Below are 16788 nucleotides of genomic sequence, written 5' to 3' on the forward strand. Positions count from 1 at the left end.
AGGGAGACGGGATGATGGCAGGTCAGAAACCACACGGAACATCGGGCGCCTGGCCGCGGCGGGTGGCGCAGCTCGTTGCCGCCGTGCTCACGCTTTGGGCGGGCGCGGTCGCGGCGCAACTCAATGCGCCGATCACGGGATCGATGGGCGGCGCTGACGCACGCAATGTCGCCGCGCCGGCACCGGCTGTCTCGGCAACCCCCGCAGCGCAAACGGCGGCAGCGCCTGCAGAACAAGCGAGGCGCGTGCCGCGCAACGTCGTTCGGCGCGATACGGCACTGCGTGTCGGCGAGCATGCCCACGACGGAATGCTCGGCGACGAAACCGAAGCGTTGCTCGCGCTGCAGGCGGGCAACCTGGCCGCCGGGCCGGGGCTGCCGATGCTCGGCTCAACGGCGTCGCGTGCCTACAAGCGCTATCTGGATAGCTTCACGTATCCGATTCCTCAGTTCTATCCGGCGATCGTCCAGGGCGATACGGGGACCGGCAACAATGGCGGGGGCAGCGCGGGCGCTGCGCCTGCCACAGCGGGGGCTGGCGCGAGCCAGTAACGTGTCATGACTGTGCGTGCGCGTTTGCGCCGAACGAATCGTATGGCCTCGTCACGTGGGGCGCAGCGGGGATCGGTTCCGATTCTTGCCTTCGTCTTCGTGATCGTGGCGCTGATTCTGGCGTTCGCCATCGATGTGGGCTATGCGTTCATGCAACGACGCGATCTGCAGCGCGCGGCCGACATGGCCGCGCTCGCCGGTGCGCAGACGCTGCCGGGATGCGCCAACGCCACGTCGTATGCGAGCGTCGCACAGGCCAACGTGACATCGAACATGGGCAGCAGCGTCACCGGCTTGCAGGTGACGACGTCGTGCGGCATCTGGACATCGCCGTCGGCCTCGGCGACCGGGCCGGGCACGTTCGTCGCGACCAATGCCGGCAATGCGGCGAGTGGAAATGCAGTGTCGGTGAAGTTGTCGTTGGGGGTGCCGTCCTTCTTCCAGCTCGCCGGCACCCGAACGATCACCGCCACCGCGATTGCACGCAAGGCGCCAGCGGTGGTGACGTTCACGGTCGACTCGGGACTGCTGGCGCTTAATACGAGCAACTCGGTGCTCGCGCCGCTGCTTCAGTCGGTCGGCATCTCGCCAACGCTCTACGTCGCCGCAGCACAGCAGCTAGTCGGCGTCAATATCACGCCGCAGGGATTGTTGCAGGCGCTTGGGGTTCCGGTGACCGGCGATGTCAGCGTGGCGTCGCTTTCGGGCGTGGCCGCGGTGAAGAACCTGACCGTCGGGCAATTGCTGAGTGCGACGAATATCGCGCTGGCAACGCAGAACGGTGCGCTGTCGGCGTCGGTCACGGCGATGAACAATCTCATCAATGTGTTCGCGGGCAGCCCGGTGCTGAATCTGCCGATCAACTTGCTGGGCACGGCGACGACGCCCGGCCTCATCGCCAACATCGACGCGGCGGGGGTGAGCGCAGCGAACGCGCTCACGGCCAATATCGGTGTCGCCGATCTGATTTCCGCAGCCGTCGTCGGCGCTAACGGCAGCAACGCCGTGGCGATTCCGTCGCTACCGATTCTGGGCGGTACGGTGTCGGTCGTGGCTCGGGTCATTTCGCCGCCACAGGTTGGCGTGGGCGGTGTCGGGGCGACAGCGACGACCGCGCAATTGCGGCTGTTCGTGACCGTGAACTCGTCTGCAGGTACGCTGGGTGGGCTGCTCAATGGGCTGGGGACGCAGTTGAATTTGCCGCTCGTGCTGGAGGCGGCACAGTCGACAGCGACAGTGACGGCCTTGCAATGCGGTGCGACCCCTTCCGCGACTCTCCAAATCAATTCCGGGCTGGTGAATGCCTGTGTGGGTGGCACGGCCAGCGGCGTGAACATCGCAAACGATGCAGCGAGCTGCACCACCCTCATGACGCAGCGCACGAACATTGCGACGTTGCTGGGATTGATTAACGTGGGTGGAAACGTCAACCTTTCGCTCGTGACCAATTCGCCCGCGCCGCTGACGTTTACCGGACCGTTTCCACAAACCGTCGGGCCGGTCGGCTCGAGCGTGAATCTGAGCCAGATCGTCAGCGCGTTGGTCACTGGCCTGTCGCTCGACGTGAGTGCGTCTGGGGCGGCGTCATCCAATACGATCGGTACGGGTCTCGTTGGCAGCGTGCCAACAGCGGCCGTGGGCGCCACCGTCTCGACGGTCAACCTGTTTCTCAGTACTGCCGCCGCAGGGCTCACCACCACGACCAATGCGCTCGGCACCACGTTGGGTGGCGTCGCCACCCTCAACCTGCCCCAAGTGGTCGGTGGCGTGGACGGCCTCATCACTGGGCTGGTCAATACGCTTGGCTCAATCGTGAACGGTTTGCTGGGCGGCTTTTCGGATCTGGTGTGCAATCTGTCGGGCAGCGGGGCAAATCAGTGCCGCGTCAATGCCGTGTCGGGGTCGATCGGTAGCGCCGACGTCTCGCCCGTGCTCGGCAGTGTGGTCTATACCTTGCTCAATCCGCTGCTAGGGCCACTGAGCACGCTACTCAACACGTTACTCACGTCGCTCGGCATCACGCTCGGTACCACCACGGTGACAGTCGACAGCATCAACTGCCAGAACGGACTCGTCCAACTCGTCTATTAGCGAAGCGGCACGATCGCGCAAGCGAACCGGAACAGGAGCGGAACAGCGAGGCCCCACAGCGGGCGACGGATATCAGGACTGAAATTCACCATGACGGGCGCCTGGCGCGACCGGCAACCAGCGGACAAGCATGAAAAGCAAGCCAGTACGTGAAGATCTCGATGTGTACGTGTGGGAGGGCAAGTCGGACATTGCCGACCGCGTCGCGCATTGCCTCGCGAGCTTCGACATGGAAGTCATTCGTGCCGACGGCGTCGACCTCTCGCGCGAGCGCACCAAGGCGCGTCCATCCATCGCCGTGGTCAGCGTGTCGGTGATCGAAGGCGCATCGACCAATGCCCAGGAGTGGCAGTTGGGCCACGGCATGCCTGTCATCTGGGTCGCGACCACGCCGCGCGAGAACGATCCGCGCGTCTATCCGCCCGAGTACAGCAATATCCTCACGCTCGACTTCTCCGGCGCGGAATTGCGCACGCTCATCTTCAAACTCTCGGGCGCCATCGCGGAAGCCGACCGCGCCCCCGCGCCGGTGGACCCGCTGGTTGCGCAGTCGAGCGCCATGCTGGGCTTGCTCGCGGAGGTCGACGCCTTCGCCGATTGTGATTCGAACGTGCTCATTCACGGCGAGACTGGGGTGGGCAAAGAGCGCATCGCGCGCCTGCTGCACGACAAGCAAAGTCATTACGGGCAAGGCCCCTTCGTGGCCGTGAACTGCGGTGCGATTCCCGATGGCCTGTTCGAGTCGCATTTCTTCGGCCACGCCAAAGGTGCGTTTACGGGGGCGCTCTATTCGCACAAAGGCTATTTCGAGCAGGCCAACGACGGCACGCTCTTCCTCGACGAAATCGGCGATCTGCCGTTGTATCAGCAGGTCAAGCTGTTGCGGGTGCTGGAGGACAGCGCGGTGACGCGTCTGGGGTCGGCGCAACCCGTGAAGCTCGACTTTCGGCTCGTGGCGGCGACCAATAAGCACCTCAAGACGATGGTGCGCGACGAACTGTTCCGTGCCGACCTGTTCTACCGTCTCGCCGTGATCGAGTTGCATATCCCGAGTCTCGAGGAGCGCGGCCCCGTCGACAAGCTCGCCGTTTTCACGGCCTATCTCGGCAAGGTCGTCGGCGACAGCGAGGTCGGCGCGCAAGTGCCGCCGTGGCTGCGCGAACTGGTCGAGGGCGGGGTGTTTCCCGGCAACGTGCGTGAAATGCGCAACATCGCCGAGCGTGTCGGCATCATCTATCGGCAATTGGGGGGCTGGGACGAGCGGCGCATCCGCCCGATTTTCGACGCGCTTTCCATGGGCACCCCCTCACGCAGTGATGACGGCGCACGAGGCGCGGTGCTCACCGATCGCGCCCGTTGGGATGCCACCGAACGCGCACGCATCGTCGCGTCGCTCGACGCCAACGGCTGGCGACGCCAGGACACCGCCAATGCCCTGGGCATCAGCCGCAAGGTGCTGTGGGAAAAAATGCGCAAGTATCAGATCGTTGGCAACGATTCGGAACTGGCCGGCGAGTTCGAGGCGGGCACCGGTAGCGATCGCTAGTGCGCCGTGACCGGACGGCATTCGGCGCGCCTGGTTGGAAAACCGAAGGAAACGACTGAAAAGCCAGCGGCGGTCCGAGAGATGCCATCCGCTCCTCGCCATGGGATCGTGCCCCGATATCGCCGCGTGTTGCGTGGGCAATTCCTCGATTCGTCCCTAAATGACGGGATTTGTCTGACATCGAAGTTCCGTCCAGGAGAACTCGCACGGTGTGTGGAGTTGCGCGGTATCAACAGATGAATTCAGGCGGGCACAATAACGCATTCGGCGCTTGGAAGCGGGCGCGTCAATGGATAGAATTGGCGGCTATTGCGGGCGTGCGGTTATCATTCCACAAATACGCAGGTCTCAGATCCTCGGGGCGGAGTCCGGAGGGGCGAACGAATGCGGCGAACAAGGATCGTGAAACGGTCCGGTCGATAAGAGGAAAACAGATCAGATGAAAATCAGTGATTGCCGGGGGCGGTATTGGTTGGGCGTGGGGGTGGCATGCCTGGCAGCCTGGGGAACGCCAGCGGGGGCGGCGGACGCAGTGAAGGACGTGACGGGCGCATCGCCTGCCCAACTTGCGGCGCCGACAGTGCCTGCGCAGTCGGCCAACGCGCCGGCGGCGGCCTCGGGGACGATCCAGGAACTGCGCGATCGCATTCAGAACAAGGAAGTCTCCGAACTTCGCACAACTTACAACGGCCGCTATGGCGCGAGCCTGTTGTTCTATCCGCAGACGCTGGGCTATTACGTCGCACTGTTCCATGAGGGCCAGTTCTGGCGCGTCGTGAAGCTCGGCAACGAGAAGAAGGCGGAAGCACTTTATGGCGACTTCGTGCGCCAGACGCAGGTGCTCGCCGACGTCGAAATCCGTCGCATCAAGCTCGAAGCGCAAAAGGCGCTGATGGAGCGCCAGCTCGCCGCGAGTGAAGCGCGCCTGAACGCGGTGCAGAACGACCTGACGATTCAACGCCAGCAGGAACAGGCGCTGGCCGAGAACCAGCAGGCAGTGCGCGAACAGGCCTCGGCACTGGAAACCGAACGTACCGCAGCGCGTCTGCGCCTGAACGACCTGCAAGGCCAGATCCGCTCGCTTGAAGCCGAGCAGAACAGTGCCGATTCGAGCCTCGTGCGCTCGGTCAAGAGCCCCGCCCATCGCGGCAAGGCAACGCGTCATCGTTAAGGCGATGACCTGCCGGACATCGTTCGGTCGACGGCTCAAATGCTGGGAAAACCGCCTTCGGGCGGTTTTTTTATGGGCCGCCGCGCCAGCGCTTCGCCGCCGGCGGCGGTGTCGTGCGTGGTGCACCGGTACACGCAATTGGCGGGGCTGTCGACTCGTGAATGCGCATGCCGGGCATATGTCGCGCATTTGCAACTCGAAACGCGGCGCCGCTCGCCCAATCCCAGGGTGCGCCGGGGTGGCAAAACCCTTGTCGCGCCGCACTGGTCACGGCGCACGGCTCGAATTATCCTAGCGTAGCCTGCCATGTCAGACGTCCGGCACTCAGCACCTGTCCGGACTGGCGAGGGAACCGGCGCCCAGTTAGAATAGCGCCCATTTTGTGCAGCGCAATAAAGCGATTACCCAAACCTTATGACGCAAAACATACGACACGGGCAGCGCCCTCAGGCTTTGCCCGCGCTCATGGTGGCGGCCATCGGCGTGGTCTTCGGCGATATCGGCACCAGTCCGCTCTATGCGCTCAAGGAATGTTTCGATCCGCAACACGGCATTCCGTTTACCCAGCAAGCTGTGTTCGGCATCATCTCGCTGCTGTTCTGGGCCCTGGTGATTGTCGTTTCCTTGAAGTATGTGCTGTTCGTGATGCGCGCGGACAACCGCGGCGAGGGCGGCGTGCTCGCGCTCATGGCGCTCAGCCTGCGCAGCGTGCGGAGCGGCAGCCGATGGGCGGCGGTGCTGATGATGCTGGGCATGTTCGGCGCCTGTATGTTCTATGGCGATGCGGTCATCACGCCGGCCATTTCCGTGCTGTCGGCGGTCGAGGGGCTAGAGATTGCCGCCCCGTCGCTCGCGCGCTTCGTGCTGCCGATCACCATCGTCATCCTGATCGTTCTGTTCTGGATGCAGAAGTCAGGCACGGCCAAGGTCGGACGCCTTTTCGGCCCGGTCATGGTCATCTGGTTTGTGATTCTCGGCGTGCTCGGCGTGTACAACATCATCGCCGCGCCCGAGATCGTTCAGGCGATCAACCCGTATTACGGCATCCGCTTCATCCATACGCACGCCCTGCAAGCCTATATCGTGCTCGGCTCGGTGTTCCTGGTGTTGACCGGGGCCGAGGCGCTCTATGCGGACATGGGGCATTTCGGCATTCGGCCCATCCGATTTGCGTGGTCGCTCCTCGTGTTCCCGGCGTTGACACTGAATTACTTCGGCCAGGGGGCATTGCTGCTGACGACGCCAAAGGCCATCGAAAACCCGTTCTTCCTGATGGCCCCGGACTGGGCGCTGGTGCCGTTGGTGATGGTGGCAACGGCGGCGACCGTGATCGCTTCGCAGGCGGTGATTTCCGGCGCATTCTCGCTGACCAGTCAGGCCATTCAGCTCGGCTATGTCCCGCGTATGAAGATCCTGCATACGTCAGATCGCGAAATCGGCCAGATCTACATGCCGGTGATCAACTGGGCGCTGTTGCTGGTGATCATCTGGATCGTGCTGGCCTTCAAGTCGTCGAGCAATCTCGCGGCCGCGTACGGTATTGCCGTGACCACGACGATGGTCATCACGACCATTCTGGCGTGCGTCGTCATGGTCAAGGTCTGGAACTGGAACAAGTTCCTGGTGGCGTTGATCATCACCGGCTTCCTCGTGGTTGACTTCGCCTTCTTCGGCGCGAACCTGATCAAGGTGGAAGAGGGCGGATGGCTGCCGCTAGCGCTGGGGGCTTTCCTGTTCTTCATGCTGATGACCTGGCACAAGGGGCGCCAATTGCTGCGTGAGCGCACGGCCGCCGACGGGATTCCGCTCGCGCCGTTCTTGCAGGGGTTGCTCGCGCATCCGCCGCATCGCGTGGCGGGCACCGCCATCTACCTGACGGGCGGCAACACGCAAGTGCCGGTGAGCTTGCTGCACAACCTCAAGCACAACCGCATCCTGCACGAGCGCACGATCTTCCTTACCTTCCGCACGGTCGATGTGCCGTATGTCGAAGATCTCAATCGCATCGAGGTCCAGGATCACTCCGGCGGCTTGTTCAGCGTAGTCGCAACGTTCGGTTTCAACGAGACGCCCGACGTCAAGGAAGTCCTGAATTTGCTCGAGGGCAAGACGGACATGCACTTCGAGCTGATGGACACGTCGTTCTTCCTCGCGCGCGAGACGGTGGTGCCGACCAAGTTGCCGGGCATGTCGATCTGGCGCGAACGTCTGTTCGCATGGATGCACCAGAACGCCGCCAAGCCGACCGACTTCTTCAGCATTCCCGCGAACCGCGTGGTCGAACTGGGGACCAAGATCGAAATCTGACGGCGAGTCCCGTGCCCTGAGGGGCCGGGCACGCTGCGCCGTTTGACATGGCCGTGCGTGAACTCGATGCAACGAACCCCCAAGGATTGGCGAGGCCGCCAGCCCTTGGGGGTTTGGCGTTTTGGCGGACCGAAAAAAAGCCCGCCTTCCGGAGAGGGCGGGCCGGTCGCAACGAGACGGGACGCGGCGCGAGGTAACGCTTGCGCGTGCGTCGGACTCGTGAGCGCTGGGGCTCGACTTAGCGCTTGAGCTTGGCGAACGCGGCTGCCATGGCGTTCACCGTCTCCGGTTCACGCTGACGTTGACCGCCGCCGCCACGTTGGCCGCCGCCATTGCCACCGTTGCCGCTGCGTGCGCCACCGCCGCTACTGCTCGGACGATCGGTCGCCCCCGCCACCGGCAGGTCGTCGTTCAGGCGCATCGTGAGCGAGATGCGCTGGCGGCGCGGATCGACTTCGAGCACTTTCACCTTCACGATGTCGCCGGCCTTCACGACCTCGTGCGGATCCTTGATGAACTTCGTCGACATCGCCGAGACGTGCACCAGGCCGTCCTGATGCACGCCAATGTCGATGAACGCACCGAAGGCCGCCACGTTTGTCACCACGCCTTCGAGCTGCATGCCCGGCTTGAGGTCGGTGAGCTTTTCGACCCCCTCCTGGAACGTCGCCGTCTTGAACTCCGGTCGCGGATCGCGGCCCGGCTTCTCGAGTTCGGTCAGGATATCCTTGACGGTTGGCAGACCGAAACGCTCGTCGACGAATTCGGTCGCCGAGACACTGCGCACGATCGAGCCGTTGCCCATCACGTCGCCAATGCTCTTCTTGATCTTCGCCAGAATGCGTTCGACGACCGGATACGCTTCCGGGTGGACCGACGACCGATCCAGCGGATTGTCGCCGCCGGTCACGCGCAGGAAGCCGGCGGCCTGCTCGAAGGTCTTGTCGCCCAGGCGCGGCACTTTCTTGAGCGCTTCGCGATTCGGGAACGGGCCGTTGCTGTCGCGGAAGTCCACGATGTTCTTTGCAAGCGTGCCGTTCAGGCCCGAGACGCGTGCGAGCAGCGGTGCCGAAGCGGTATTGACGTCCACGCCCACGGCGTTCACACAGTCTTCGACCACGGCGTCGAGCATGCGCGCCAGCTCGCGCTGGTTCACGTCATGCTGATACTGGCCCACGCCGATGGCCTTCGGCTCGATCTTGACGAGTTCGGCCAGCGGATCTTGCAAGCGGCGGGCGATCGACACCGCGCCGCGCAGCGACACGTCGAGGTCGGGGAATTCCTTCGCAGCGAATTCCGACGCCGAGTACACCGAGGCCCCGGCTTCCGAGACCACGATTTTCTGAAGCTTGAGCTCGGGATGGCGCTTGATCAACTCCAGCGCAAGCTTGTCCGTCTCGCGCGAGGCCGTACCGTTGCCGATACTCACGAGTTCCGCCCCGGTGGCAGCGGCGATCTTGGCGAGTCGCGAGAGCGAGCCGTCCCAATCGCGGCGCGGTTCGTGCGGGTAGATGGTGTCGGTGCCCAGCACCTTGCCGGTGCGATCGACCACGGCCACCTTCACGCCGGTCCGCAGGCCCGGGTCCAGACCGATCACGCCCTTCTGACCGGCCGGCGCGGCGAGCAACAGCGCCTTGAGGTTGCGAGCGAACACGCGAATGGCTTCGCTCTCGGCACTCTCGCGAATTTGCGTGAGCAGTTCCGATTCGAGATGCGGCTGCACCTTTACGCGCCAGCACCAACGGCAGACATCGCCTAGCCACTTGTCGGCGGCGCGGTTCTGCTGGCGAATGCCGAAGTGCCCGGCAATCACGCCTTCGCACGGATGCGGGATTTGCGTGTCGAGTTCCTCGCCAAGGCCCAGCTTGACCATCAGAATGCCGAGGTTACGGCCGCGGAAGAGGGCCAGTGCGCGATGTGACGGCACGGCGGCGATCGGCTCGGCGTAGTCGTAATAGTCGCGGAATTTCTCGCCTTCCTCGCTTTCCTTGCCTTCGACGACCTTCGACGACACGACGCCCTGATGCCACAGATAGTCGCGCAGCTTGCCGAGCAACTCGGCCGTTTCGCCGAATTGTTCTGACAGGATGTCGCGGGCGCCGTCGAGCGCAGCCTTGACGTCCGCCACGCCTTTTTCGACATCGACGAACTTTGCCGCCTCGGCCTGCGGGTCGAGTGTCGGGTCGGCAAGCAAGGCCTGCGCGAGCGGTTCGAGGCCGGCTTCGCGGGCGATTTGCGCGCGCGTGCGCCGCTTTTGCTTGTACGGGAGATAGAGGTCTTCGAGCGTCTGCTTCGTGTCGGCCGCCTCGATGGCGGTGCGCAGCTCGTCGGTCAGCTTGCCTTGCTCGTCGATGTTCGCGAGGATCGCCGCGCGGCGCTCTTCCAGCTCGCGGAGATAAAGCAGGCGTTCTTCGAGCGTACGCAACTGCGTGTCATCGAGGTTGTCGGTGACTTCCTTGCGGTAGCGAGCGATGAAGGGCACGGTGGCGCCTTCGTCGAGCAGTTGCACGGCGGCGGCCACCTGACGCGGCTGCACGTTGAGTTCGTCGGCGATGCGTTGAACGATCTGAAGGGCTACGTTTTGCGTCATGAGTGTTGCGAGTTACCCAAGTGCCAGGAGCGGGGCATTTTGCCATAAACCGCGGGCGCGTCCGGGCAGGCAATGTTAAAATTTGGCATCACTCTGCTCAACCTCATGATTTCCTTCGCAAAATTGTTTTCGCGCCAGTCTTTGTGTCGCCATGCCGCGGTGGGCGCGTTCGGCATCGTGACGGCGGCCGCCGTCGTGCCTGGCACGTCGTTCGCGCAGGGGCTCTCGGCGACCGAGGCCGCAGGACGCACGACCGAACAGCTTCGCGTGCCGAAGGTGCCGTTCGATGCCACGGCCGATCGCACACCGTCGCCGGCCAGTGCGGCGAGTGCCGCCATCGCCGAAGATGACAAGCCGGTCGCGTACGACGACGCCCTCGATCTGCACCCCGCTGATGACGACTTCGCCGGCCGCCGTGCGGTGCTCGATCGGCAGCGCGCCTGGATCGACTATCGCTTCGAACAGGCGAAGTACGAGTGTGCGTCGAAGTTCTTCGTGAATTACTGCATCGACAACGCGCGTGACGATCAACGCGCGGCCCTCAAGGCCGTTCGCAGCCAACGGCTGGTGCTGGAAGACCAGGAGCGCAAGGCGCGGGCGCAGGAGCGTGACGAGCGTCTGGCCGAGAAGCGGGCGCAAACCGCGGCCGAAGCGCCGCAGCGCGCGGCGGAGCGTGCGCAGAACGTATCCAACTATCAGACCAAGCAGGCCGAGTATCAGCAGCGTGTGACCGAGCGTACCGGAGAGGCGCCGCAGCGTGCCGCCAACGCCGAGCAGTACAATGCCAAGCAGTCCGGTCAACAGCAGAAGCTCGACGACGCGAAGGCGACGGCGGCGCAAAAAGCGGCTGAGCGCGAAGACAACGTGCGCAAGTTCAATCAGAAGCAGCAGGACGCCATCGAGCGCCAGAAGAAGTCGGATGCGCGCCGCAACGAGTCGCAATCGGGCAGTTCGCCGGCACAGAAGCCGTTGCCGGGGCAGTGAACGCCAGCCCCGGAATCTTTTGAGAGTCGCAGGAGAGTGAGCACGATGCAGCAGGATCTTCACTCCGTCGGGCGCCGCATCATCGAGTTGCAGATCGAACACCGCGATCTCGACTTCCTGATCGACAAGTTGCTGACGGAACCGGCGTACGACGAACTCCGGGTCACACGGCTCAAGAAGCGCCGTTTGAAAATCAAGGACACGATCACCCTGCTGCAAGTGCAGCAAATGCCGGACCAGCCCGCCTGAGCGGGCGTCCCACGCAACGTTTGCGACACGCGTCCGACCGTCGGCGCGATTGCTTTTTTCATTGCCGGCGTCGCGAATCCACTCGATGCGATGCGCGGCACCTTTGAGTTTTCCTGCCGTTTTGACCGATTCCGCCGCCTCCAGCGATTTCCCTGACATCTCCCCGAGCCCCGCCGAGACGCCCACGTTCTATGGACTCAAGCCGCTTGCCGCCAAGCGCGAGCGCGAGTTGCAAGAGATCTTCGGCGACGGCGGGATGCTGGCGCGCACGATCGACGGTTATCGCTCGCGTGAACCGCAGACCGAGATGGCGCGCGCCGTGGCCGCCGCAATGGACACGCACGACACGCTGATTGCCGAGGCCGGTACCGGCACCGGCAAGACCTACGCGTATCTCGTGCCCGCCATGCTGTGGGGCGGCAAGACAATCATCTCGACCGGCACCAAGCACTTGCAGGATCAGATTTTCGCGCGCGACATTCCCACGGTGCGCAAGGCGCTCGCGGTGCCGGTGACGGTGGCCATGCTCAAAGGGCGCGCGAATTACCTCTGTCATTACTATCTCGAGCGCGCCCAGCAGGAAGGACGCTTCGCGTCACGTCATGAAGCGGCCCAGTTGCGCGAGATCACGACGTTCGCGCAAATCACGCACAGTGGCGACAAGGCGGAACTGGCCTCGGTGCCGGAGAATGCGCCCATCTGGGCGCAAGTCACGTCCACCCGCGACAACTGTCTGGGTCAGGAATGCCCGCGCTACAAGGATTGCTTCGTGATGCAGGCGCGCAAGGAAGCGCAGCAGGCGGATCTCGTGGTCGTCAATCATCACCTCTTTTTTGCGGACGTGATGTTGCGCGACACGGGGATGGCCGAGCTGCTGCCGAGCGCGAACACGGTCATCTTCGACGAAGCGCATCAGTTGCCCGAGACCGCCACGCTGTTCTTCGGTGAGACGGTCTCGACCGGGCAGATGCTCGAACTGGCGCGCGACTGCGTGGCTGAGGGGCTGATTCATGCGCGCGATGCGGCAGACTGGGTCAAACTCGGTGCGAACCTCGAGCGGGCGGCGCGCGATGTGCGTTTGACCTTCGGGCAGGACAATACGCGGATGTCGGTCGCACAATTGGCCGACGATCACGAGTTGTTCGGCGCGCTCGATAGCGTGGACGTCGCATTGCAAGACATGATCGAGACGCTCCAGCACCAGTCCGAGCGAGCCGAAGCCTTGGGGACTTGCTTGCGTCGCGCGCTGGAGTTGCATCAGCAGTTGGAACGTTGGCAGACCGGGGCAACGCCGCCCGTGCCAGGCGAGTCGCCGCTGCCGCTGCTGGATCCGGATGCACCGCGTGTCACCGACGGCAAACGCGAAAAGGCGGCCAAGGCGCGCGAGGCGGAAGCTGCGCGGCTGGCGGCCGACGCGAAGGCATCGGGCACTTCGACGGACGAGGGGGCGGCGGAAAAAAACTACACGCCCCCGGAGACGGTACGCTGGATCGAGGTGTTCTCTCAGGCGGTTCAGTTGCATCAGACGCCGCTTTCGATTGCGCCGATCTTCTCGAAACAGCGTGCCGGAGCGCCGCGGGCCTGGATCTTCACGTCAGCTACGTTGTCGGTGAAGGGCAATTTCATGCACTATGCGGCGCAGTTGGGGCTCGATGCGGGCAAGTCGCTCACGCTCGCTAGCCCCTTCGATTATCCGAATCAGAGTCTGCTGTACGTGCCACGCGGATTGCCACAGCCGTCAGCGCCGGGCTTCACCGACGCCGTGCTCGACGCCGCCTTGCCGGTGCTCGAAGTGAGTGGTGGCCGGGCGTTTGTCCTGTGTACGACGTTGCGCGCGGTCAACCGCGCCGCGGAACGTCTGCGTGAGGAGTTCGACCGCCGTGGCTGGCCGTATCCGCTGCTCGTGCAGGGCGAGGCGAGCCGCACCGAACTGCTCGATCGGTTTCGCGCGCTTGGCAACGCCGTGCTCATCGGCAGTCAGAGTTTCTGGGAAGGGGTCGACGTGCGCGGCGAGGCGCTCTCGCTTGTCATCATCGACAAATTGCCGTTCGCGCCGCCGGATGACCCGGTGCTGGCCGCGCGGCTCGACGCGCTCACGAAGAAGGGGCTCAGCCCGTTCGCCGTGCATCAGTTGCCGCAGGCGGTCATCACGCTCAAACAGGGCGCGGGGCGGTTGATTCGTTCTGAACTCGATCGTGGTGTGTTGATGATTTGCGATCCGCGTCTGGTCGACAAGCCGTACGGCCGCCGGATCTGGCAGAGCCTGCCGCCGTTCAAGCGCACGCGCGAGCTACCCATTGTGCGCGGCTTCTTCGATGAGATCGCCGCCGACGCGGGTGACTGACACACCGATGCATTGCCGCGGCATTCGCCGGACTCGAACTGGCGCATCACGCACCAAAACAAAAAAGCCCTCGCGCGAGCGAGGGCTTTTCGATGGGGCAGACCGAAGCGACGTTCACCGCCAGAGCTGCCACCAGGACTTCTTGTCGCCGCTGGTGTCGGTGCGATGGCCGACTGTCAGATAACCGCTCTTCGGATAGGTCTTTTCCATCACGCGGCGAGCGTCGTCACGCAGTTCGGTCATGCCGAGTTTGTCGTACGACTTGATCATGATGCCCAGCGCATCTTCGAGCGCCGGTGCCTGATCGTAGTCCTTCAGCGCGCTTTGTGCGCGATTCACGGCCGCCAGGTACGCACCGCGACGATAGTAGTACTCGGCGGCATGCACTTCGTGGGCGGCCATGGCGTTGACGGCGTAGCGCATGCGCAGCGCGGCGTCGTTGGCGTACTTGCTGCTCGGATAATGCTCGACCAGGTATTTGAAGCTGTCGTAAGCCGCGCGCAGTGCCTTCGGATCGCGCTCGCTGAGATCCTGTCCCGAGAAGCGGCCGAACAGGCCCAGGTCGTCATTGAAGTTGATCAGTCCCTTGAGGTAATAGGCGTAATCGATCGACGGGCTGTCCGGATGCAGGCGGATGAAGCGGTCGATGGCGGTGAGGGCCTGCGCCGGTTCGTTGTCCTTGTAATAGGAGTAGGCCGTGTTGATCTGCGCTTGCTGTGCGTGCGGGCCGAACGGATCGCGCCCTTCGAGCAGCTCGTAGTACTTGGCGGCCTTCGTGTAGTCGCCGCTATCGAAGCTGTCCTTGGCTTCCGAGTATAATTTGTTCGTCGACCAGCCGGCCGTTTCGTCGACCTTCTCCGGCAGAATGCCGCAGGCGGCAAGGCTGCCGACCACGATTGCGGCCAGCGTCAGGTGTTTGACAAGTTTCAGGGCTTGCATGCTCGTTAGCTTCACTTCTCGATGACCCATTCAATTCTGCCGGATTATAGCGTAACCGCCTCATTTGCCACGGAAAATGCAGAGGATTCGTCTGACGACGACCTCGATTCGCTTTCTGAGGCTTTTCCAACGGCAGCCGACGGCGCCCCTCCCGGTGCTCCCTTATCCGGTTCCGCCTTGTCGGGCGGGGCTGGCGTCAGCGCGCCGCTTGGCGCCACCTTACCCGAGTCGCTGGCCGGGGAGCGACTGGACAAGGCGCTCGCGCAATGTTTTCCCGAATACTCCCGTAGCCGGTTGCAGGCGTGGGTCGAAGACGGCCGCGTCACGCTCGACGGCGAGGCCGCCAAGGTGCGCCAGAAAGTGGCGGGCGGCGAGGCCGTCGTCATCACGCCGGCACCACTGCCCGATCAACTCGCGTTTGCCCCCGAGCCGGTGCCGCTCGACGCCGTCTACGAAGACGCAACACTGGCCGTATTCAACAAGCCGGCGGGCCTGGTCGTGCATCCGGCGGCGGGTAACTGGTCCGGCACCTTGCTCAACGGTCTGTTGTATCGCTATGGCCAAGCGGCCGCCGATCTGCCGCGCGCCGGTATCGTTCACCGGCTCGACAAGGAGACGTCGGGCCTGATGGTCGTGGCGCGCACACTGGTGGCGCAAACCGATCTGGTGCGCCAGTTGCAGGCCCGCACCGTCAAACGCCATTACGCCGCGCTGGTGTGGGGACGCCCGCCGCAGCGCACGGTCGTGGACGCTCCCATCGGTCGCGACCCGCGTGAGCGCACTCGCATGGCGGTCGTGCCCGGGCAGGGCGGTAAGCCGGCGCGCACGCGCGTCGTGACGGTCGCCAGCGCAGAATGGGAAGGTTCCCCGGTGTCGCTCGTGCTTTGCTCGCTCGATACGGGGCGCACACACCAGATCCGCGTTCATCTCTCGCACCTCGGCCATGCGCTGTTGGGCGATCCCCTCTACAAACCCCGTCACAAACGACCGATGTTGCCGGGCGATTTTGCGCGTCAGGCGCTGCATGCCTGGCGATTGGGGTTGATTCATCCCGAGGATGGCCGTCTCGTGCACTGGCAGGCACCTTTGCCGGATGACCTGCGTGCGCTCGTGGCCGCGCTCGGGCTCGAGTTCGATTTTTCAACGCTCCCCGATTCGCTCGATGACTTCTTCCCTGCCTGAGTCAGACCTGATGCCCGCGGACTGGATCGTCCCCGACTGGCCCGCTCCGGCCAACGTTCGCGCCGTCTTCACGACGCGCGCGGGCGGCGTGAGTCAAGGGCCGCAAGCCACGTTCAACCTGGGGGCCAAGGCGGACGACGAGCCGGCCGCCGTGCGGATCAATCGTGCGTTGCTCGCGTCGCGCACGGGCGTACCGTCGGCATGGGTGGCGCAGATCCACGGCCCGCGTGTGGTCGATGCGCGCGCGGCGCTCGAGGCGGCCGATGCCGGCGACCCGCTGCAGGCTGATGCCAGCGCGACGAGCGAGATTGGCCTTGCGAGCACCGTCATGGTGGCGGATTGCCTGCCGGTGCTTCTGTGCGACGCGCAAGGGCGTGCGGTGGCCGCTGCGCATGCCGGCTGGCGCGGACTGTGCGCCGGGGTGATCGAGCAGACAGTGCAGGCATTGCGAGCCCGCTTGCCGAAGGGCGACGCCGATGCGCCGGTCTTGGCGTGGCTCGGCCCTTGCATTGGGCCCCAAGCGTTCGAAGTCGGCCGGGAGGTGAGTGAGGCGTTTCTTGCCGCGGCAACGCCGGACGAGCGTGAAGCGACGCAGTCTGCGTTCGTCCCGCACGGCGATCCCGATGCGGGGAAGTCGTTGGCGGATTTGTGTGCGCTTGCACGGTTGCGACTGGCCCGTGAGGGCGTGACGCAGGTCTCGGGCGGGCAATGGTGTACGGTCGGCGATCCGGCGCGATTTTATTCCTACCGGCGCGACCGGACGACGGGTCGCATGGCGGCACTCGTGTGGCGCACGGCCTGACGCCGATTACCGCGCAAGCGAGTCCGTCCGGG

12 protein-coding genes are annotated in these 16788 nt (G+C 64.2%); 10 read left to right on the forward strand and 2 right to left on the reverse strand.

Annotated elements, in window-relative coordinates; genetic code table 11:
* The first annotated feature begins 11 nt into the window (after window positions 1-11).
* The 5 genes from PanNE5_RS17030 (at window position 12) to PanNE5_RS17050 (ending at window position 7666) form a co-directional block, all read left to right on the forward strand.
* The gene (locus PanNE5_RS17030) at window positions 12-551 is read left to right on the forward strand and encodes a DUF3613 domain-containing protein (protein ID WP_261938449.1); all 540 of its coding nucleotides are present in this window, start codon (window positions 12-14) and stop codon (window positions 549-551) included.
* A gap of 42 nt (window positions 552-593) precedes the next feature.
* Window positions 594-2642, forward strand: a complete 2049-nt coding sequence (locus PanNE5_RS17035) for a pilus assembly protein TadG-related protein (RefSeq protein WP_017234049.1) — start codon at window positions 594-596, stop codon at window positions 2640-2642.
* 130 nt (window positions 2643-2772) lie between these two features.
* On the forward strand, window positions 2773-4188 hold the full coding sequence (locus PanNE5_RS17040) for a sigma 54-interacting transcriptional regulator (RefSeq protein ID WP_261938450.1): 1416 nt from the start codon (window positions 2773-2775) through the stop codon (window positions 4186-4188).
* Window positions 4189-4627: 439 nt separating this feature from the next.
* Window positions 4628-5359 carry a DUF2968 domain-containing protein gene (locus PanNE5_RS17045; protein WP_083902309.1) on the forward strand — a complete coding sequence of 244 codons (732 nt, stop codon included), beginning with the start codon at window positions 4628-4630 and terminating at the stop codon, window positions 5357-5359.
* Between the two features lie 414 nt (window positions 5360-5773).
* Entirely contained in the window at window positions 5774-7666 is a 1893-nt protein-coding gene (locus tag PanNE5_RS17050) for a potassium transporter Kup (RefSeq protein WP_039830364.1), read from the forward strand.
* A 238-nt stretch (window positions 7667-7904) separates the two neighbouring features.
* Here the strand turns inward: PanNE5_RS17050 and PanNE5_RS17055 are convergent, their stop codons facing one another.
* A complete protein-coding gene (locus PanNE5_RS17055) occupies window positions 7905-10256 on the reverse strand; it encodes a Tex family protein (RefSeq protein WP_261938451.1) in 2352 nt (783 codons plus the stop codon).
* A 141-nt stretch (window positions 10257-10397) separates the two neighbouring features.
* On the opposite strand from PanNE5_RS17055, the gene PanNE5_RS17060 reads away from it, so the two are divergent.
* From PanNE5_RS17060 to PanNE5_RS17070, 3 genes are all read left to right on the forward strand, one after another.
* Window positions 10398-11240 (forward strand): hypothetical protein, encoded by an 843-nt coding sequence (locus PanNE5_RS17060; RefSeq protein ID WP_261938452.1) that lies wholly within the window; start codon window positions 10398-10400, stop codon window positions 11238-11240.
* 45 nt (window positions 11241-11285) lie between these two features.
* Complete coding sequence (locus PanNE5_RS17065; RefSeq protein ID WP_017234055.1) at window positions 11286-11489, forward strand: YdcH family protein; 204 nt, start codon at window positions 11286-11288, stop codon at window positions 11487-11489.
* 85 nt (window positions 11490-11574) lie between these two features.
* Window positions 11575-13833, forward strand: coding sequence for an ATP-dependent DNA helicase (locus tag PanNE5_RS17070; protein WP_039830365.1), 2259 nt, complete (start codon window positions 11575-11577; stop codon window positions 13831-13833).
* A gap of 114 nt (window positions 13834-13947) precedes the next feature.
* Here the strand turns inward: PanNE5_RS17070 and PanNE5_RS17075 are convergent, their stop codons facing one another.
* Complete coding sequence (locus PanNE5_RS17075; protein ID WP_017234057.1) at window positions 13948-14772, reverse strand: outer membrane protein assembly factor BamD; 825 nt, start codon at window positions 14770-14772, stop codon at window positions 13948-13950.
* Window positions 14773-14793: 21 nt separating this feature from the next.
* Here PanNE5_RS17075 and PanNE5_RS17080 point away from each other — a divergent pair, with 21 nt between their 5' ends.
* Both PanNE5_RS17080 and pgeF read left to right on the forward strand, forming a co-directional pair.
* On the forward strand, window positions 14794-15954 hold the full coding sequence (locus PanNE5_RS17080; RefSeq protein WP_261938453.1) for an RluA family pseudouridine synthase: 1161 nt from the start codon (window positions 14794-14796) through the stop codon (window positions 15952-15954).
* A complete protein-coding gene (gene pgeF, locus PanNE5_RS17085) occupies window positions 15935-16756 on the forward strand; it encodes a peptidoglycan editing factor PgeF (RefSeq protein WP_410007539.1) in 822 nt (273 codons plus the stop codon). The genes PanNE5_RS17080 and pgeF overlap by 20 nt, the downstream gene beginning before the upstream one ends.
* The last annotated feature ends 32 nt before the right edge of the window (window positions 16757-16788 follow it).

The organism is Pandoraea sp. NE5, assembly GCF_024363545.1.
GTDB lineage: Bacteria > Pseudomonadota > Gammaproteobacteria > Burkholderiales > Burkholderiaceae > Pandoraea > Pandoraea cepalis.